Below are 12,885 nucleotides of genomic sequence, written 5' to 3' on the forward strand. Positions count from 1 at the left end.
CATGGCGGACCCATTCGCGGTAACGAATCAGGCTCCCCCACTCCGGGGAGTGAACTTCTTCACGCAGGACCAGGCACTTGGTGACGCTCTGCGTCCGCACGCGGACCTCAAAGGCGATCCCGGCCTGACCGGGATCGGTGAGCTGGCGGGTAGTCAGGAAGCGCTCTCCCAGGCTCTTCCGGCGAACCAGAACCCGCCTGTCCTGAAGACCCACGACCGCTACGGCAACCGCATCGACGAGGTCGAGTTCCATCCGTCCTGGCACTGGTTGGTGGAGAAGGCGGTCGGCTTCGGTCTGCAGGCGGCCCCATGGACGAGCGACCGCCCGTCGCCCCACCTGACCCGCGCGGCCGGCTTCTACCTCTGGTCGCAGGTCGAGCCCGGCCACGGCTGCCCGATCTCCATGACGTACGCCGCCGTCCCCGCCCTCCGCGCCTCCGAGGACCTCGCCAAGGACTGGATCCCCCGCCTCGCCGCCACCCAGTACGACGTACGCCGGCTGCCCGCGTCCGCGAAGACCGGCGTGCTCGCGGGGATGGGGATGACCGAGAAACAAGGTGGTTCCGACGTCCGGGCCAACCTGACCACGGCCACCCCGTCCGGCACCGGCAACGAGTACCTGCTGACCGGGCACAAGTGGTTCTGCTCGGCCCCACAGGTGGACGTGTTCCTCGTCCTGGCCCAGGCGCCGGAAGGTCTCAGCTGCTTCGTCGTCCCCCGGGTCCTTGCCGATGGCAACCGGAACACGTTCGCCCTGCAACGGCTGAAGGACAAGCTCGGCAACCGGTCGAACGCGTCCAGCGAGGTCGAGTTCTACGGCACGGTCGGGTACCGGCTGGGCGACGAGGGCGCCGGGGTCCGGACGATCATCGAGATGGTCGCGGCGACCCGGCTCGACTGCGTTCTCGGGTCGGCCGCGTTGATGCGTCGCGCCCTGGTCGAGGCGAGCTGGCACACGTCGTACCGGAGTGCGTTCGGTGGGCTGCTACGGGACAAGCCGGCGATGCGGAACGTGCTGGCCGATCTGGCCCTGGAGAGCGAGGCCGCGACCGCGCTCGCGATGCGTCTCGCCGCGGCTGTGGACGCGTCGGAGCAGGGGGACGAACAGGCCAAGGCGTTCCGGCGGATCGCGTTGCCGCTGGCCAAGTTCTGGGTCTGCAAGCGGACCCCGATGACAGTCGCCGAGGCGCTGGAGTGCCTTGGCGGCAACGGGTTCGTCGAGGAGTCCGGTCTCCCGCTGCTGTTCCGGGAGTCGCCGCTCAACTCGATCTGGGAGGGCTCCGGCAACGTCAACGCCCTCGACGTACTGCGGGCGCTGCGGCGGCCGGAATCGCTCGACGCCTGGCTGACCGAGGTCGGCGCCGCCCGCGGTGCGGATCCCCGGCTCGACGCCGCCGTCATCGACGTACTCGAAGCGCTCTCCGACGTATCCGAGGCCGAAGCGGGAGCACGCCGGCTCGCGGCGCGGATGGCCGTCTGCCTGCAGGCGTCTCTGCTCGTCCGCTACTCGACCCCGGAGGTCGCCGACGCCTTCGTGGCTTCCAGGCTGGCGAACGACTGGGGTGGTGTGTTCGGGACCCTGCCCCGGACGACACCCTTCGGTCCGATAGTCGACCGCATCTTCTGATCACGTTGCCAGGCGCTAGGGTTACGGCGTCGCGACTGGCGCGTGAGGTGGAGAACCACCGGGGAGCGAAATCACGCCGGCACCGTGCGCCTGGGTGCCGCGAACGAGCAACCTCAGGAGAGAGACGACGATGACTCAACCCTTCGATGCTGCCGCGGCGTCGGCCGCGTACCGCAACGCGCTCGAGGTGATCGGCGCGGTGGAGCCCACCATCGCCGGTGCGATCAGGGCCGAACTGGCCGACCAGCGATCCTCGCTGAAGCTGATCGCCAGCGAGAACTACGCCTCCCCCGCCACCTTGCTGACGATGGGCAACTGGCTGTCCGACAAGTACGCCGAGGGCACCATCGGGCACCGCTTCTACGCCGGCTGCCAGAACGTCGACACCGTCGAGCAGACCGCCGCCGACCACGCGACGGCCCTGTTCGGCGCACCGCACGCCTACGTCCAGCCGCACTCCGGGATCGACGCCAACCTGGTCGCCTTCTGGGCGATCCTGGCCCAGCGGATCGAGTCACCCGCGCTCGCCGAGGCCGGCGCCAAGCACGTCAACGACCTGACCGACGAGGACTGGGCCAAGCTCCGCAAGGCGCTCGGCGACCAGAAGATGCTCGGGATGTCGCTGGATGCGGGCGGCCACCTGACGCACGGATTCCGGCCGAACATCTCCGGCAAGATGTTCCACCAGAGCTCGTACGGCACCGACCCGGAGACAGGGCTGCTGAACTACGACGAGGTCGCCAGGACCGCGCGTGAGTTCAAGCCGCTGATCCTGATCGCCGGCTACTCGGCCTACCCGCGCAAGATCGATTTCGCCAAGATGCGCGAGATCGCCGACGAGGTCGGCGCGACGCTGATGGTCGACATGGCCCACTTCGCCGGTCTGGTCGCCGGCAAGGTGTTCACCGGCGACTTCGACCCGGTCCCGAACGCGCACGTCACCACGACCACCACGCACAAGTCGCTCCGCGGCCCGCGCGGCGGCATGGTGCTCTGCCAACCCGAGTACGCCGACGCGGTCGACCGTGGCTGCCCGATGGTGCTGGGTGGCCCGCTGAGCCAGACGATGGCGGCGAAGGCGGTAGCGCTCGCCGAGGCCCGTCAGCCCTCCTTCCAGACGTACGCGCAGGCCGTCGCGGACAACGCGGTCACGCTGGCCGAGGGCCTGATGAAGCGTGGCGTCAAGCTCGTCACGGATGGCACGGAGAACCACCTGGCGCTGCTCGACGTCTCGCCGTACGGGATCACCGGGCGGCAGGCCGAGTCGGCGCTGCTGGACGCCGGCATCGTCACCAACCGCAACGCGATCCCGCGCGACCCGAACGGCGCCTGGTACACCTCGGGCGTCCGGATCGGTACGCCGGCGCTGACCACCCGCGGCTTCGGGGCGGACGAGTTCGACCGGGTCGCGGAGCTGATCGTCGACGTGCTGTCCAGCGTCACCCCGACGACCACCTCGGCCGGGGCGCCGTCGAAGGCGAAGTACGTGCTCGCCGACGGCGTCGCCGACAAGGTCCACGCGGCCTCCGCCGAGATCCTCGACAAGCACCCGCTGTACCCGGGCCTCGAGCTCAGCTGACGTCCTTTTGCGGAAGCGCCTCATCCGGTTGGGTGAGGCGCTTCCGTGTTCCCACAACGATCACAATTTTCCGATACATCGCATTCCAGTAGTGTGTTGACATGTCACCGGAACCGTCTCCCGAAGCTGTCAGCCAGTTCGTCGAACGGTTCGCCGGGGTGCTCGCGAACAGCGGCGTACCGAGCATGTCGGCCCGGGTGATGGGCCGGATGCTGGTCAGCCCGACCGGCACGATGACCGCCTCCGAGCTGGCCGAGTCGCTGCAGATCAGCCAGCCGGCCGTGTCCGGCGCGGTCCGCCAGTTGCTGCAAGTCTCCTTCATCACCCGCGAACGGCTGCCCGGCTCCCGCAAGGACCAGTACCGGATCCGCGACGACGTCTTCATGGCCATCCTGGAACGCCGCAACAACGCGCTGTCCGAATGGGAATCCTCCAGCCGAGCCGGCGCCGACCTCTTCGGTGCAGACACCGAGGTCGGCCGCCGACTGATCGAGGCCGCCGACTTCTTCGCCTTCATCCACAGCGACCTCGACCAACTGATCAAGAACTGGCGCTCGGAGCACCCCACCACGTCTTAGGCTGCGGGGCGCGCTCAGGGCCGGGCCGGTACGCCGTGGGCGAAGACGTAGACCGCTCTCGCATCGTCACCGGAGTCCGGCGAATCGGCGTACTCCTGGACCAGTTCACCGATCCGGTCACCGAGCTCGGTGAGCCGCGATGGGGTCAGTGTGACCCAACTCTCGGTCGAGAACGCGGCCCGGATCCAGCTCTCGTCGTACTTGGCCCGAACGTCGAACCACTCCCGCACCTTCGCCACGTGGCGACCGAGATCCGCCTCCTCCACGGTCGCCGCGACGAGCTCGCCGGCCGGGTCTCCACCGGCATCCGCGAACGACCACGTGTACGGCGCCTTGGCGGTCCGCCACCAGCGTTCGCGCCGCGTCTTCGCCAGCTCGGGAGCCTCCTCGATCACCCCCGCGGCGGCGAGAACCTTCAGGTGGTGACTGATGTTCCCGACCAGCTCGCCGGTCGACGCGGCCAGCCGGGACGCGGTCGACGGCCCGTCCGCGCCGAGCAGGTCGATCAGCCGGCGACGGAGTGGATGATGGATCGCGGCGATCACCGACGGGTCCGCCGTACGGCGGTTCACAGGACTCACAACGGCAACACTAATTACCGCAAGACCTCTTGCACAAGAATTCTTGCAGATCACGAATTGAGCGCGAATCAATCTCCACCAGACTGGTTGACTTAGCCGCATCGTGAGATCGCGTCTCAGATCGCAGGATTGGGAGTTGAATTATCAGCTGTTGGCGCTGATGGTTGTGGACATGCGCGCTGCCATGACCATCCACCTCGTAGGTCGCATTCATGTCGACCTCGGGCGGATGCGCAGTGCCATCTGTTGTCCTTCGACGTTCTGACAGCCACCCCGCAGGCCGCTGAGCCCCTGATCACCCCCGATCACCGCTGGGTGCACCGCAGACCGGATCGAATCGACGACGCTTCGAGCTCGGCTCGCGGACGCACCTGTCGCAACCAGACAAGGACACGTCCGAGATGACTGGCGTCACCTCTGCCGCCCCCCGCAAGCCTGCCCGTCCCCGCAAAGGCAAGGGCGAAGGCCAGTGGGCGCTCGGCTATCGCGAGCCGTTGAACAAGAACGAGGAGAACAAGAAGAACGACGACGGGCTGAACGTCCGCGCCCGGATCGAGAACGTCTACGCCCACCGCGGTTTCGACTCGATCGACCCCGCCGACCTGCGCGGCCGGTTCCGCTGGTGGGGTCTCTACACCCAGCGCAAGCCCGGGATCGACGGCGGCAAGACCGCGACGCTCGAGCCCGAGGAGCTGGACGACAAGTTCTTCATGCTCCGGGTCCGGATCGAGGGCGGCCAGCTCAGCACCGAGCAGCTGCGGACGATCGCCGAGGTGTCCAGCACCTACGCGCGCGACACAGCCGACATCACCGACCGGCAGAACATCCAGCTGCACTGGATCCGGGTCGAGGACGTACCGGCCATCTGGCAGAAGCTCGAAGCCGTCGGCCTCTACACCACCGAGGCGTGCGGCGACGTCCCCCGCGTCGTCATTGCCAGCCCGGTCGCCGGGATCGCCGCGGACGAGATCATCGACCCGACGCCTGCCATCGACGACATCGTCGAGAAGTACATCGGCACGAACGAGTTCTCCAACCTGCCGCGGAAGTTCAAGACCGCGATGACCGGCCACCCGTCGCATGACGTGGTGCCGGAGGTGAACGACATCGCCTTCGTCGGGGTGGTGCACCCCGAACACGGCCCCGGCTTCGATCTGTGGGTCGGCGGCGGCCTGTCCACCAACCCGATGCTGGCACAGCGACTCGGTACTTGGATCCCGCTCGAAGAGGTGCACGAGGCCTGGTGGGGCGTCACCAGCATCTTCCGCGACTACGGCTACCGCCGGCTGCGGACCCGCGCGCGGCTGAAGTTCCTGGTCGCCGACTGGGGCGTCGAGAAGTTCCGCGAGATCCTCGAGGAGAAGTACCTCAAGCGCAAGCTGATCGACGGGCCCGCGCCCGAGACTCCCGCCGTACAGGGTGACCACGTCGGCGTGCACAAGCAGAAGGACGGCCGGTACTACGTGGGCGTGGCGCCCGTGGTCGGCCGGGTGTCCGGCGAGACGCTGGCGAAGGTGGCCGATGTGGTCGCCGCGCACGGGTCGGACCGGATCCGGACGACGGCGCAGCAGAAGCTGATCGTGCTCGACATCGAGGAGTCTCGCGTGGACTCCCTGGTGGCCGCGCTGGACGCGCTCGGTTTCAAGGCGAAGCCGTCGGCGTGGCGGCGGAACACGATGGCCTGCACCGGGATCGAGTTCTGCAAGCTGGCGATCGTCGAGACGAAGGCCCGGGCCGCCCAGCTGATCGACGAGCTGGAGGAGCGGATCCCCGACCTGGACGTGCCGATCACGGTGAACGTGAACGGCTGCCCGAACTCCTGCGCCCGGATCCAGGTCGCCGACATCGGCCTCAAGGGCCAGTTGGTGATGGGTGCCGACGGCAAGCAGGTTCCCGGTTACCAGGTGCACCTCGGTGGCGGGCTCGGCCTGGACGCCGGGTTCGGCCGCAAGCTGCGCGGCCACAAGGTCACCGCGGAAGGACTCACCGACTACGTCGAACGCGTCACCCAGAACTACCTGAAAGAGCGGTCCGAGGGCGAGCGCTTCGCCCAGTGGGTCGTCCGTGCTGACGAGGAGGCTTTGCAATGAGTGAGCGTGCTGCACCGCTGTACTGCCCTTACTGCGGAGACGAGGATCTCCGCCCCTCGGAGGAAGGGCACGGCGCCTGGGAGTGCCGGCCATGCGCACGGGTGTTCCAGCTGAAGATGATCGGACTGCGGGTGACGGTGGAATGAGTACGAACCTGAAGACGCTCGCCGAGGAAGCGAATGAACGACTAGCCGACGCCTCGGCGCAGGAAGTGCTGGCGTGGGCGCGGGAGACCTTCGGTGACGAACTCGTGGTGACCGCTTCGATGGCAGACGGGGCACTCCCCCACCTGGCGGCCGAGGCGGCCCCCGGCGTGGACGTGCTCTTCCTCGACACCGGCTACCACTTCGCCGAGACCATCGGCACCCGTGACGCGGTCGCCGCGACGCTGCCGATCAACCTGATCAACGCGACCCCGAAGCAGACCGTCGAGGAGCAGGACGCGCAGTACGGCAAGGACCTGTTCGCCCGCGAACCCGACAAGTGCTGCGCGCTCCGCAAGGTCGAACCGCTGAACCGCGTGCTGTCCGGCTACAAGGCCTGGGTCACCGGCGTCCGGCGGGAAGAGGCCCCGACCCGGGCGAACACCCAGGTCGTCGAGTACGACGAGAAGCGCGACATGGTGAAACTGAACCCGATCGCGCCGTGGACGCAGGACGATCTCGACGGCTACATCGCCGACAACGGGGTCCTGGTGAACCTGCTGCAGTACGACGGCTACCCGTCGATCGGGTGCGCGCCGTGCACCCGGCAGGTGGCACCGGGTGAGGATCCGCGCAGTGGGCGCTGGGCCGGCCAGGGCAAGGTCGAATGCGGGCTGCACACATGACCGCGACGATCGGAACGCCGGTTACCGCACTGCCTACCTTGTCCGCGACGATCGGAGAGTCCGTGCCCGCCCTTGTCAGCACCGAAGCGCCCGCGAACGGGTCGACCGTGAGCGAGCTCGACGCGCTGGAGAGCGAGTCGATCTTCGTCTTCCGTGAGGTGGCGGCGGAGTTCGAGCGGCCGGTGATCCTGTTCTCCGGCGGCAAGGACTCGATCGTGATGCTGCACCTGGCCCGCAAGGCGTTCGCGCCGGCCGGGGTGCCGTTCACGCTGCTGCACGTGGACACCGGGCACAACTTCACCGAAGTGCTCGACTACCGCGATGCCACGGTCAAGGCGCTCGGGCTGCGGCTCGAGGTCGCCAGCGTCGAGGACTACATCGCCGATGGCCGGTTGCGCGAGCGCTCGGACGGCACCCGGAACCCGCTGCAGACCGTACCGTTGCTCGACGCAATCAACGGGCACCGGTTCGACGCCGTCTTCGGCGGTGGCCGCCGGGACGAGGAGCGGGCCCGGGCGAAGGAGCGGATCTTCAGCCTGCGCGACGAGTTCGGCCAGTGGGATCCGCGCAACCAGCGGCCGGAGCTGTGGTCGCTGTACAACGGCAAGCACCGGCCGGGCGAGCACGTCCGGGTGTTCCCGCTGTCCAACTGGACCGAGCTGGACATCTGGAACTACATCGCCCGCGAAGAGATCGCCCTGCCGAGCATCTACTACGCGCACGAGCGGGACGTGTTCGAGCGCGACGGCATGTTGCTTGCCGTTGGCCCCTACTCGCAGCCGCGGCCGGACGAGACCGTGACCCAGCGGGTGGTCCGGTACCGCACGGTCGGCGACATGTCCTGCACCGGCGCGGTCGCCAGTACTGCGACGACGCCGGCCGACGTGATCGTCGAGGTCGCGGCGAGCGAGTTGACCGAGCGCGGCGCGACGCGGGCCGACGACCGGGTCAGCGAGGCCGCGATGGAAGACCGCAAGCGGGAAGGGTACTTCTGATGGGCACGGTTGAGCACACCCTTCTTCGGTTGGCCACGGCTGGATCGGTCGACGACGGCAAGTCCACGCTGGTCGGCCGGCTGCTGCACGACTGCAAGGCGATCCTCGCCGACCAGATCGCGCACGTGAAGACGGTCTCCGAAGCACGTGGCGGCGACTTCGACTTCGCCCTGCTGACCGACGGCCTGCGCGCCGAACGCGAGCAGGGCATCACGATCGACGTCGCCTACCGGTACTTCGCCACCGACAAGCGCTCGTTCATCCTGGCCGACTGCCCCGGGCACGTGCAGTACACCCGGAACACGGTGACCGGCGCGTCCACCGCGGACGTGGTCATCATCCTGGTCGACGCCCGTCACGGTGTCCTGGAGCAGACCCGGCGGCACCTTGCCGTGGCCGGCCTGCTCCGCGTGCCGCACGTCGTACTGGCCGTCAACAAGATCGACCTGGTCAACTACGACGAGGCCGTGTTCAAGGGCATCGCCAAGGACGTCGATCAACTCGCCGACCAGCTCGGGATCGCTGATGTCCAGGCGATCCCGGTCTCCGCGCTGGTCGGTGACAACGTGGTCGAGCGGTCCGAGCAGACCTCGTGGTACGACGGGCCGACGCTGCTGGAGTTCCTGGAGAACGCGTCCGGGCGGATCGACGTGTCCGGTCAACCGCTGCGGTTCCCGGTCCAGTACGTGATCCGGCCGCAGACCGACGACGAGTACCGCGACTACCGCGGCTACACCGGGACCGTTGCCTCCGGCACCGTTTCGGTGGGTGACCCGGTGATCGTGCTGCCGGCCGGCCGGCGTACCTCGATCGTCGGGATCGACCGCGCGGTGGTCACCGCCACCTCCACGGCCGTCGCCGAGCGCCCGTCCGCTGTCGCCGGTGAGGCCGTCACCGTGCGGCTCGCCGACGACATCGACGTCGCCCGCGGTTCCGTCATCGTCGCGGCCGACGCCTCTCCCGGCACCCGCCGGGAACTGTCCGCCACCGTGTGCTGGTTGTCCGAACGCCCGCTGACCGTCGGCGCCCGGCTGCTGATCAAGCACACCACCACGACCGCCCAGGCCATCGTCACCAAGATCAGCGGCGCCCTGGACCTGGACACGCTCGGAGTCATCGACGCCACCGGGCTCGAACTGAACGACATCGGCAAGGTGCAACTCAAGATCGCCGCACCGCTGGCCGCCGATCCGTACACCAGCAACAACATCACCGGATCGTTCCTGCTGATCGACGCCCACGACGGGTGGACCCTCGCGGCCGGCATGATCGACCACGAAGAAGGGGAACCGCTGTGACCGCTCCAGCACTTGTGATCCTCGCCCACGGCAGCCGCGACCCGCGCTCGGCCGCCACCGTCCACTCGCTCGTGAAGTGCCTGCGCGAGCTGCGTGACGACCTGCGGATCGAAGCCTCCTTCCTCGACCACTGCCCGCCCACGCCGTACCAGGTGATCGGCAAACTCGGCTCCGAAGGCGTCGAAGAGGTCGTCATCCTGCCGCTGCTGCTGTCGAACGCCTTCCACGCCCGGGTCGACGTCCCGGCCGTCGTGGACGAGGCCCGGTCCCGGTTCCCCGACCTGCGGATCATCGCCTCCGACGTGCTCGGGTACGACGAGACGCTGCTGGACGTGCTCGACCGGCGGATGCGGGCCGAGCTCAAGGACGGCCGGGTGCGTGAACTCGACGCCCTGGTGCTCGCCTGCGCCGGGTCCAGCGACTCGCAGGCGAACGCGGCCGTGTCCCGGCTGGCCCGCCTCTGGGGTCAGCGGCACAAGCTCCCGGTCACCGCGGCCTTCACCACCGCCGCGTCACCGAGCCCGGCCGAGGCCGTCCTCCAGTGGCGTCTCGAGGGCCGCCGCCACGTTGCTGTCGGCTCCTTCTTCCTGGCCCCGGGCGTCCTCCCAGACACGGCTGAGCAAACCGCCCGCAAGGCCGGCGCCGTCGCCGTCTCCCGCCCCCTCGGCGTGAGCGCCGAAGTCGCCCGCCTGGTCCTCCTCCGCTACGGAGTAGCCGGTCTGGACCTCCTAACCCTGGCCGCCCCAGCTCCTCGCCCCCAGCTGGTACGCACGGCCTGATCACGTAGGGGGCCGGCCGCCAACACCCCTGCGGCCGGCCCCATCCCAACCCCTCCTCTGGGCGACCGCCTGCCTGGTTGCGTGCATTTCGACTGGAGGTAGTGGGTCTCAGCGGCCAGTTTTCCCTGCTCTCAGGCGGGGCGGCCTGCCGCCGAGCCGACTACCTCATGTCGAGATGTGCACGTCAGCGCGTGAAGCGGTTGGGGTCGAGGAAGGTCGCGTCGCAGTACGGGCTCTCGTCGACGGTCAGCTGAGCGAGGAGTTCGCCGAGACCGCCCGCGTGCTTGAAGCCATGCCCGCTGTCGCCACCCGCGATCACCAACCGCGGATCCTCACCCGGCCGGCCAACCAGGAACTGGCCGTCCGGGGAATCGGTGATCATGCACGGCAGCACCTTCTCCGGCCGCGGCTCAAGCCCCGGGAACGCGTCCGCCACGGTCTCGGCAAGCTCATCCACGTCCGCCCTCAGGTGGATGTAGCGATCCACCTCGTCCGGATCGACCACCACCCGACCAGCCTCGGTCTCCAGGTGCTCGAGCCCGATCTTCACCCCGAAGCCGTCCCCGGACCCATGCCCCCAGAGCGAGTGCGCGCCCTCACGCTTCCAGACGAACGCCGGGAACCGGCCGAGATCGAACTCCCCCGAATCCTTCGCCCGGAACCAGTACAGCGGCGTCCGCCGGGGCGACAACGGCAGATCCCCGACCAGCTTCCCCAGCCATGCACCCGCACACACGACCACCTGACGAGCCCGGAACTCGACGGTCGGCGTCCTCACGACCACCCCAGAGTCGACCAACTCGACCCCAGTCACCATCGTGTGCGGGTAGACCGCCGCGCCGAGCCGCTCCGCCTCAGCGACCTGAGCACGCACGATCGGCTCGGCATAACAGATCCCCGCGCCCGGATCCCAGACCGCGACATCGTCCGCCCCGAGCCCGGCGTACTGCGGATACCGCGCGGCAAGCTCGTCGTGTCCCAACTCCTCGATCGGTGCGCCGGCCGCCGACGCAGCCGCAATCGCTCCGCGGACCGCGCGTGAATACGGGGCGCCGACGTTCAGGCACCCGCTCTGCCGGACGAACACCTCACCCGTCCGCTCCCCCAGCGCGGTCCACAACGCCAGCGACTGCTGCGCGATCGGGGTCAGCCCTGGATGCTCAAGGCAAGCAATCCGGAACAACCGCGTCGCCCCGTGCGACGAGCCGAGGTGGTGCCCGATCCCCTGCCGCTCGATCCCCGCGACGTCCACCCCGCGTCCCGCCAGCCGCCACAACGCGGCCGACCCGAACGCCCCCAACCCCACCACGACAACGTCTTTGCTGATGGCCACCGCTCAACGTTAGCCCGCGACACGCAGTACCAAACCTGGCCCGCAACCCGCGGAACCAACGCTGGCCCGCGGTGCTGACGGCTCTACCGCGATTCAGCGGAGCGGCTGGGAATCGGCGCTTCGGCTGCGCAGCTCTGTCGGGCAGGGTGCGCCGGGGTCGATGGCTTGGGCGACCCGGTTGCCGATGTTGGTGAGCTGCCGGACCTGGGCCCTGGTCAACGAGTCGAACACGTACTGCCGGACTGCCCCGACATGTCCTGGTGCGGTGTCGACGAGCTTCGCCCAGCCGTCGTCCGTGAGGATCGCCAGGGTGTAGCGACCATCGGTGGGATCGGGCGTACGGCGGACCCAGCCGCGTTTCTCCAGCCGGCCGACGACCTGCGACAACCGCGGCAACGACCCATCGGACAACATCGCGAGGGAACTCATCCGCAACGTGCGCTCCGGAACCTCCGACAGAGCTGCGAGCACCCCGTACTCGAAGTGACTCATACCGGCGTCGCGCTGCAGCTGTGCGTCCAGCGCCGAGTTCAGCCGCACCAGCATGCTGGCCAGTGCGACCCACGCGGGCCACTCCTCGTCATCCAGCCAGCGCGGCTCCTCCTCGGTCCCCATACCGCCCAACTATAGCTTCACGATCGACGATCCCATCACTTGCACCTTTAACTGATCGAAGCTAGGTTTGAGTTAACGCTTGAACTCAACTCATGAAGGAACCGCCCGTATGAACGTCGTCTTGTGGATCATCGCGAGCCTGCTCGCCGCCGCGTTCCTGGCAGCCGGGCTGATGAAGGTCAGCCAGCCGAAGGAGAAGCTCGCCGCGTCGGGTATGGAGTGGACGGCCGACTTCAGCGCGAACACGGTCAAGCTGATCGGCGGGCTGGAGATCCTCGCGGCGATCGGCCTCATCCTGCCCGCCGTTGTCGACATCGTGCCGGTACTGGTTCCGCTGGCCGCGGTCGGTCTGGTGCTGATCATGGCCGGCGCCGCGCTCACGCACACCCGCCGCAAGGAGTTCCCGATGATCGCCGTCAACCTGGTGATCCTCGTCCTGGCCGCGCTCGTCGTCTGGGGCCGCTTCGGCCCTTACTCGTTCAACTGAAACCCGGAGAAATCACGCGCGCACTGCACGTCCCGGCCGCCGGTGAGCAGCCGCAACTGTCCGAGCTGCCCACCCCGGAGGTTGCCGACGGCCA

13 protein-coding genes and 1 riboswitch are annotated in these 12,885 nt (G+C 68.5%); of the genes, 10 read left to right on the forward strand and 3 right to left on the reverse strand.

Translation table 11 applies throughout. The features are described 5' to 3' along the window. Position 1: 1 nt before the first annotated feature. The 3 genes from EV643_RS17945 to EV643_RS17955 all read left to right on the forward strand — a co-directional run bounded on the left by EV643_RS17945 (position 2) and on the right by EV643_RS17955 (position 3,784). Positions 2–1,627: an acyl-CoA dehydrogenase family protein gene (locus EV643_RS17945; protein ID WP_133801233.1), complete on the forward strand. Its 1,626-nt coding sequence runs from the start codon at positions 2–4 to the stop codon at positions 1,625–1,627. A 21-nt stretch (positions 1,628–1,648) separates the two neighbouring features. Beyond that, positions 1,649–1,730: riboswitch (ZMP/ZTP riboswitch) on the forward strand. A 27-nt stretch (positions 1,731–1,757) separates the two neighbouring features. Continuing rightward, positions 1,758–3,206 carry a glycine hydroxymethyltransferase gene (locus tag EV643_RS17950; RefSeq protein ID WP_133801234.1) on the forward strand — a complete coding sequence of 483 codons (1,449 nt, stop codon included), beginning with the start codon at positions 1,758–1,760 and terminating at the stop codon, positions 3,204–3,206. 101 nt (positions 3,207–3,307) lie between these two features. Further along, on the forward strand, positions 3,308–3,784 hold the full coding sequence (locus EV643_RS17955) for a GbsR/MarR family transcriptional regulator (protein ID WP_133801235.1): 477 nt from the start codon (positions 3,308–3,310) through the stop codon (positions 3,782–3,784). 14 nt (positions 3,785–3,798) lie between these two features. Here the strand turns inward: EV643_RS17955 and EV643_RS17960 are convergent, their stop codons facing one another. Then, entirely contained in the window at positions 3,799–4,365 is a 567-nt protein-coding gene (locus tag EV643_RS17960) for an ArsR/SmtB family transcription factor (protein WP_238165650.1), read from the reverse strand. Positions 4,366–4,766: 401 nt separating this feature from the next. On the opposite strand from EV643_RS17960, the gene EV643_RS17965 reads away from it, so the two are divergent. The 6 genes from EV643_RS17965 to EV643_RS17985 are packed head-to-tail and all read left to right on the forward strand — an operon-like array spanning position 4,767 to position 10,356. Beyond that, positions 4,767–6,455 (forward strand): nitrite/sulfite reductase, encoded by a 1,689-nt coding sequence (locus tag EV643_RS17965; protein ID WP_133801237.1) that lies wholly within the window; start codon positions 4,767–4,769, stop codon positions 6,453–6,455. After that, positions 6,452–6,601, forward strand: a complete 150-nt coding sequence (locus EV643_RS44180) for a hypothetical protein (protein WP_166665480.1) — start codon at positions 6,452–6,454, stop codon at positions 6,599–6,601. Before EV643_RS17965 ends, EV643_RS44180 begins: the two co-directional genes overlap by 4 nt. After that, a complete protein-coding gene (locus tag EV643_RS17970; protein ID WP_133801238.1) occupies positions 6,598–7,284 on the forward strand; it encodes a phosphoadenylyl-sulfate reductase in 687 nt (228 codons plus the stop codon). Before EV643_RS44180 ends, EV643_RS17970 begins: the two co-directional genes overlap by 4 nt. Before the next feature lie 38 nt (positions 7,285–7,322). After that, on the forward strand, positions 7,323–8,279 hold the full coding sequence (gene cysD, locus EV643_RS17975) for a sulfate adenylyltransferase subunit CysD (protein ID WP_370452315.1): 957 nt from the start codon (positions 7,323–7,325) through the stop codon (positions 8,277–8,279). Beyond that, complete coding sequence (locus EV643_RS17980; protein WP_133801240.1) at positions 8,279–9,577, forward strand: sulfate adenylyltransferase subunit 1; 1,299 nt, start codon at positions 8,279–8,281, stop codon at positions 9,575–9,577. The genes cysD and EV643_RS17980 overlap by 1 nt, the downstream gene beginning before the upstream one ends. Then, positions 9,574–10,356: a sirohydrochlorin chelatase gene (locus EV643_RS17985; RefSeq protein WP_133801241.1), complete on the forward strand. Its 783-nt coding sequence runs from the start codon at positions 9,574–9,576 to the stop codon at positions 10,354–10,356. Before EV643_RS17980 ends, EV643_RS17985 begins: the two co-directional genes overlap by 4 nt. A gap of 184 nt (positions 10,357–10,540) precedes the next feature. On the opposite strand, the gene solA is transcribed toward EV643_RS17985, so the two are convergent. Beyond that, entirely contained in the window at positions 10,541–11,689 is a 1,149-nt protein-coding gene (gene solA, locus EV643_RS17990) for an N-methyl-L-tryptophan oxidase (RefSeq protein WP_133801242.1), read from the reverse strand. 93 nt (positions 11,690–11,782) lie between these two features. Next, on the reverse strand, positions 11,783–12,304 hold the full coding sequence (locus EV643_RS17995; RefSeq protein ID WP_133801243.1) for a MarR family winged helix-turn-helix transcriptional regulator: 522 nt from the start codon (positions 12,302–12,304) through the stop codon (positions 11,783–11,785). Between the two features lie 109 nt (positions 12,305–12,413). On the opposite strand from EV643_RS17995, the gene EV643_RS18000 reads away from it, so the two are divergent. Further along, the gene (locus EV643_RS18000) at positions 12,414–12,791 is read left to right on the forward strand and encodes a DoxX family protein (RefSeq protein WP_133801244.1); all 378 of its coding nucleotides are present in this window, start codon (positions 12,414–12,416) and stop codon (positions 12,789–12,791) included. Positions 12,792–12,885: the final 94 nt, after the last annotated feature.

Source organism: Kribbella caucasensis, assembly GCF_004361855.1.
In the GTDB taxonomy this organism is placed as follows: domain Bacteria; phylum Actinomycetota; class Actinomycetes; order Propionibacteriales; family Kribbellaceae; genus Kribbella; species Kribbella caucasensis.

Coding starts and splice junctions, on each gene's coding strand:
- EV643_RS17995 (WP_133801243.1), bottom strand. CDS start 12,304: ATGGGGACCGAGGAGGAGCCGCGCTGGCTGGATGACGAGGAGTGGCCC.
- EV643_RS17980 (WP_133801240.1), top strand. CDS start 8,279: ATGGGCACGGTTGAGCACACCCTTCTTCGGTTGGCCACGGCTGGATCG.
- EV643_RS17955 (WP_133801235.1), top strand. CDS start 3,308: ATGTCACCGGAACCGTCTCCCGAAGCTGTCAGCCAGTTCGTCGAACGG.
- EV643_RS44180 (WP_166665480.1), top strand. CDS start 6,452: ATGAGTGAGCGTGCTGCACCGCTGTACTGCCCTTACTGCGGAGACGAG.
- EV643_RS17970 (WP_133801238.1), top strand. CDS start 6,598: ATGAGTACGAACCTGAAGACGCTCGCCGAGGAAGCGAATGAACGACTA.
- EV643_RS17945 (WP_133801233.1), top strand. CDS start 2: ATGGCGGACCCATTCGCGGTAACGAATCAGGCTCCCCCACTCCGGGGA.
- EV643_RS17950 (WP_133801234.1), top strand. CDS start 1,758: ATGACTCAACCCTTCGATGCTGCCGCGGCGTCGGCCGCGTACCGCAAC.
- EV643_RS17965 (WP_133801237.1), top strand. CDS start 4,767: ATGACTGGCGTCACCTCTGCCGCCCCCCGCAAGCCTGCCCGTCCCCGC.
- EV643_RS18000 (WP_133801244.1), top strand. CDS start 12,414: ATGAACGTCGTCTTGTGGATCATCGCGAGCCTGCTCGCCGCCGCGTTC.